Origin of the sequence: Porphyromonas levii (genome assembly GCF_018206105.1) — a bacterium.
GTDB classification, from domain to species: Bacteria; Bacteroidota; Bacteroidia; order Bacteroidales; family Porphyromonadaceae; genus Porphyromonas_A; species Porphyromonas_A levii.
Genome location: NZ_JADRGN010000072.1, coordinates 1 through 3,633, shown reverse-complemented (window position 1 = coordinate 3,633; position 3,633 = coordinate 1). Strand labels below are relative to the sequence as shown.

The window sequence follows — 3,633 nt, the reverse complement described above, 5'->3', positions numbered from 1 at the left end:
CTTCTTGGAAAACTCATATTAATGCTAAATCGTATATAGAATTACCCTTTCGGGTATTGCAGGAATGCATATAAGATGAGAACTTTGCTGGCGTAAATGTCTAACCAAAATATCATTCAGATGAAACGATACGAACGAAATCGAATCTACATTTCCGATGAAGATCAAATAAAAATCAAAGAATTTCGAGTCTTACTTGCTGGTGCAGGAATAGGGAGCAATATTGCGGAAACTTTGTTGCGAATAGGATTTGAAACTATAACGTTGGTCGATGGAGATGTGGTGGAGGAGAGCAACCTCAACAGGCAGAACTATACAGAGGAAGATTTGGGTATCCCTAAGGTAGAAGCATTGAAAAAACGACTGCTCAGTATCAATCCTAAAGCACAAATATCGACCATAAACACATTTATTGATCACGATAATATAGAGGATATTGTCGCAGGGCATGATATAGCAATCAATACTCTTGATTTCAATAGCGACATTCCTTTCGTTTTTGACCGTGTATGTGCAAAGTCAGGAATTTATGTACTACATCCCTACAATGTTGGGTTTGCAGGTATTGTTATGGTTGTTTCTCCCGATGGGGCGAACTTAGAGAGCTTGCTCTCTGAGGGAGAGAGTTATTTGGGTTTTGAAAAACGAGCCGTACAGCACGTTACTGACTATTTCAATTATTGGGTTCGACCTAAAATATGGATAGAAGAGGTGATACGAAAGTATGAAGACGAGGGAATGACTTTGCCACCACCACAACTATCTATTGCGTCCTCTTTGGTCGGAGGAATCTGTACCTCTATCCTTATGCGTATTGTTCGAGGAGAATTTGTGAAGGTATTTCCTAAATTCTACTACTATTCGGAGTGCGATGATCTAAATTAGTCTGCGGTGTGTAGCCACAGCAATTGCTTCGGATATATTCCCGACTCCGAGTTTTTGGAATATGTTTTTTCGATAGCCTTTCACAGAGTCTTCCGACCGATTAATCTCGTTGGCAATCTCTCCAACTGATAAGCCTTGGTTCGCCAGCCGAATCACGGCTTTTTCATATTCACTCAGAACAATACTTTCAACCTGTTTCCAACGACCACTCTTCAAGGAAAACTGCCACATCGTATTAGAATTAACCGCAGTCATATAGGCGACACCTCTTTCTTGGGATGGAGCCAGTGACACCAAACAGAGTGCTAACCAGATATTTCCCATCGAATCCAGTTTAAGGGGAGTTATCTGATGATTGATCAATACGCTTTCCTTGGACTCTTGTTTATTGACTCTAAAATTGTAGGATATGGTGTATTGAGTGCGCTCTGATACGGCAATTCCTTTGAAAAAGTCAAAGCCTGCTCTATTGACTTGTGTAAGGAATTCAAGGTCTTCTTCCGGTACATGATTATAGTAAAAGTCGTATCCTTCTTGTTGTACCGTTGCCACGCTCTCTCCGCAGAGAAATAGAGGGTTGTCCGATACATATAGAAAGTTCATCCTATTATAGTCGATGATATAAAGAGACTTGTATGTAATTTGGGCAAATGCCTTTGCAGAGTCAATATAAGGCTGTAAGCCACAGTATTGCTCGTCGCCTATTTGAGGGCGAACGTCCTGTGGTAATTGCAGGCGATTGTTTTCGTTAAGAATCACACTCATTCTATATCCATTTGACATCCATATAATAATGATGCAAATATACTCATTCAAAGGCAAAGGCATTACCCGAAAGGGTGAAAGTTCAGAATACGTCCCCAAATTACCCTTTTGGGTATTGCAGGGAGGATAATAAGTAGGGAACTTTGCAAGTGTAAAGATAATGTAAGGTACTTTCTATAGTGTCCTAAGGATTACCATAGACCCAACTATTCAAATGGGGAGTGTAAGCCGAAAAACTCTGAAGAGTAGGCGTCCTTTAACAAATACGAGTTATGAATGATAAGTTAAACATCGACGAGTTTTCTACAGAAATGTTGTCAGAAATTGTAGGTGGTGCAGAGTACGGCTCTCTATTGGAGGGATGTTTTGAACTAGCTGTTTGTTGTTACGACACAACTTTGCAGCCTAGCATGAGTACGACCACCATTGGAAGTAAAAGACTGTAATTCGTGTAGAGTTAGAGCTTTAAAATACAAGAGAGACCTTTATGGAGCTCCAAATTGTATAGCTTGTCATAGTAAATGATTTATGAATATGAGAACATATAGAATTTTGTTTGTCCTTTTGGCTTTATGTATCAACATATCATCTATATGGGGACAAGAAGTTATTAAATCTTTGGTTGTAGACGAAAATAAATTACCATTGGAGTTTTGTAATGTCGTTGCTTATAGCAAAGATAGTACATTATTGCAGGGAGTTGTTACTGATAGTACTGGTCTTTTCAGTATAGAAAAATCCATGCAAATGAATTACTTGTGTTTCACTTGTATAGGCTATGAGTCACAAAAGATAAACATAAACGAACTCCCTATAAAAGTGGAGATGCGTCCTCTGTCCTATACTCTAGGAGAGGTGATAATAAAAGGAAATACGAGAAGATTAAAATTGAGTAATCATCAACTACAAGTGAATGTAGAAGGTACACCTTTGGCGCAGCAATCGAGCATTGATCGACTTTTGGCGCAACTTCCTGGAGTCGCAGTGGATGGGAATGGTGGTGCAACATTACTTGGAGGAGGAAATATCCTTATATTATTAGATAATAAAGAGGTGCTTTCTCATGATGAACTTAAGTCAATAGATCCTAAAGTAATCACAACGATAACTTTTGATCGGAATCCTGGACCAAGATATCGTGGCAGTGTTAACGCTGTCCTTCACATCAAGACTAAACGTCAAAAAGATAATTTCACAGGTCAAGCAAAGAGTAAGCTCCAATTAAACCATGCAGTTTCATACTTAGGAGATATCTTGTTAGGCTATGTCAATGATAAATGCAATATCAGTCTTCAACTCAATCAGGGGAATAGTCGTATGAATAAGACAGAACGCATAGATGCTCAAGTTATTCCTCAGTTATATCTCCAGACTCAACTTGTAGATACAATCAGTGATTTGACAAGAAATATACTCATCAAGGCTAACTTTACACCTCATAAAACGTTGACGTGGGGGGTAGGATATAATTTGTCAAGTAGTAAAATAAATGATCATAGTGGAGATAACACTCGATATTATACAAACAAACAGGAATGGCAAAATTTGATCTCTAATACTTATCTCGACAACAAAATTACCTCTCATCATTTTAATGCATATACAGAGTGGAATGTTACCAGCAGATTAAAACTCGAAATCAATGCCGATGCTTTTATCAAAACTATGAATCGTCAGCAAACAACAAGAGAGAATGATATGGTCAAAATCGGAAATCATCAAATCTCCACTAACGCACATTATGCTCTTTTTCAGCTTTCACCATATCTGTCTTATAGCCTTACTGACAGTCGAACTTTTGAAGGAGGGGTGGATGTATACCACATTAATGGATCTAGAAAGCAAAACACAGATGCAAGCTACCAAAATATGGGGACTAACCACGAAAGAGTGTATGCGGGGTATCTCAACTATTCATTTCCTCTAAGAATGTGGAGTGCATCTTTGGGCGTTCGTTTTGAACATGCAAATAGCCTATTATTA

The 3,633-nt window shown here is 38.5% G+C and carries 2 protein-coding genes and 1 pseudogene; 2 read left to right on the top strand and 1 reads right to left on the bottom strand.

The genetic code is table 11. The features are described from left to right. Window positions 1-120: 120 nt before the first annotated feature. Entirely contained in the window at window positions 121-885 is a 765-nt protein-coding gene (locus IX315_RS09465) for a HesA/MoeB/ThiF family protein (RefSeq protein ID WP_026215556.1), read from the top strand. On the opposite strand, the gene IX315_RS09460 is transcribed toward IX315_RS09465, so the two are convergent. Beyond that, window positions 877-1,650, bottom strand: coding sequence for a helix-turn-helix transcriptional regulator (locus tag IX315_RS09460; protein ID WP_134849733.1), 774 nt, complete (start codon window positions 1,648-1,650; stop codon window positions 877-879). The two genes, IX315_RS09465 and IX315_RS09460, sit on opposite strands and share 9 nt — an antisense overlap. A gap of 534 nt (window positions 1,651-2,184) precedes the next feature. On the opposite strand from IX315_RS09460, the pseudogene IX315_RS09455 reads away from it, so the two are divergent. Beyond that, a pseudogene (locus IX315_RS09455) lies at window positions 2,185-3,633 on the top strand (TonB-dependent receptor); the annotation flags it as partial.

Bases quoted from the DNA above. Each gene is read 5' to 3' on its own strand.
- IX315_RS09465 (WP_026215556.1), top strand. From the start codon at position 121: ATGAAACGATACGAACGAAATCGAATCTACATTTCCGATGAAGATCAA.
- IX315_RS09460 (WP_134849733.1), bottom strand. From the start codon at position 1,650: ATGAGTGTGATTCTTAACGAAAACAATCGCCTGCAATTACCACAGGAC.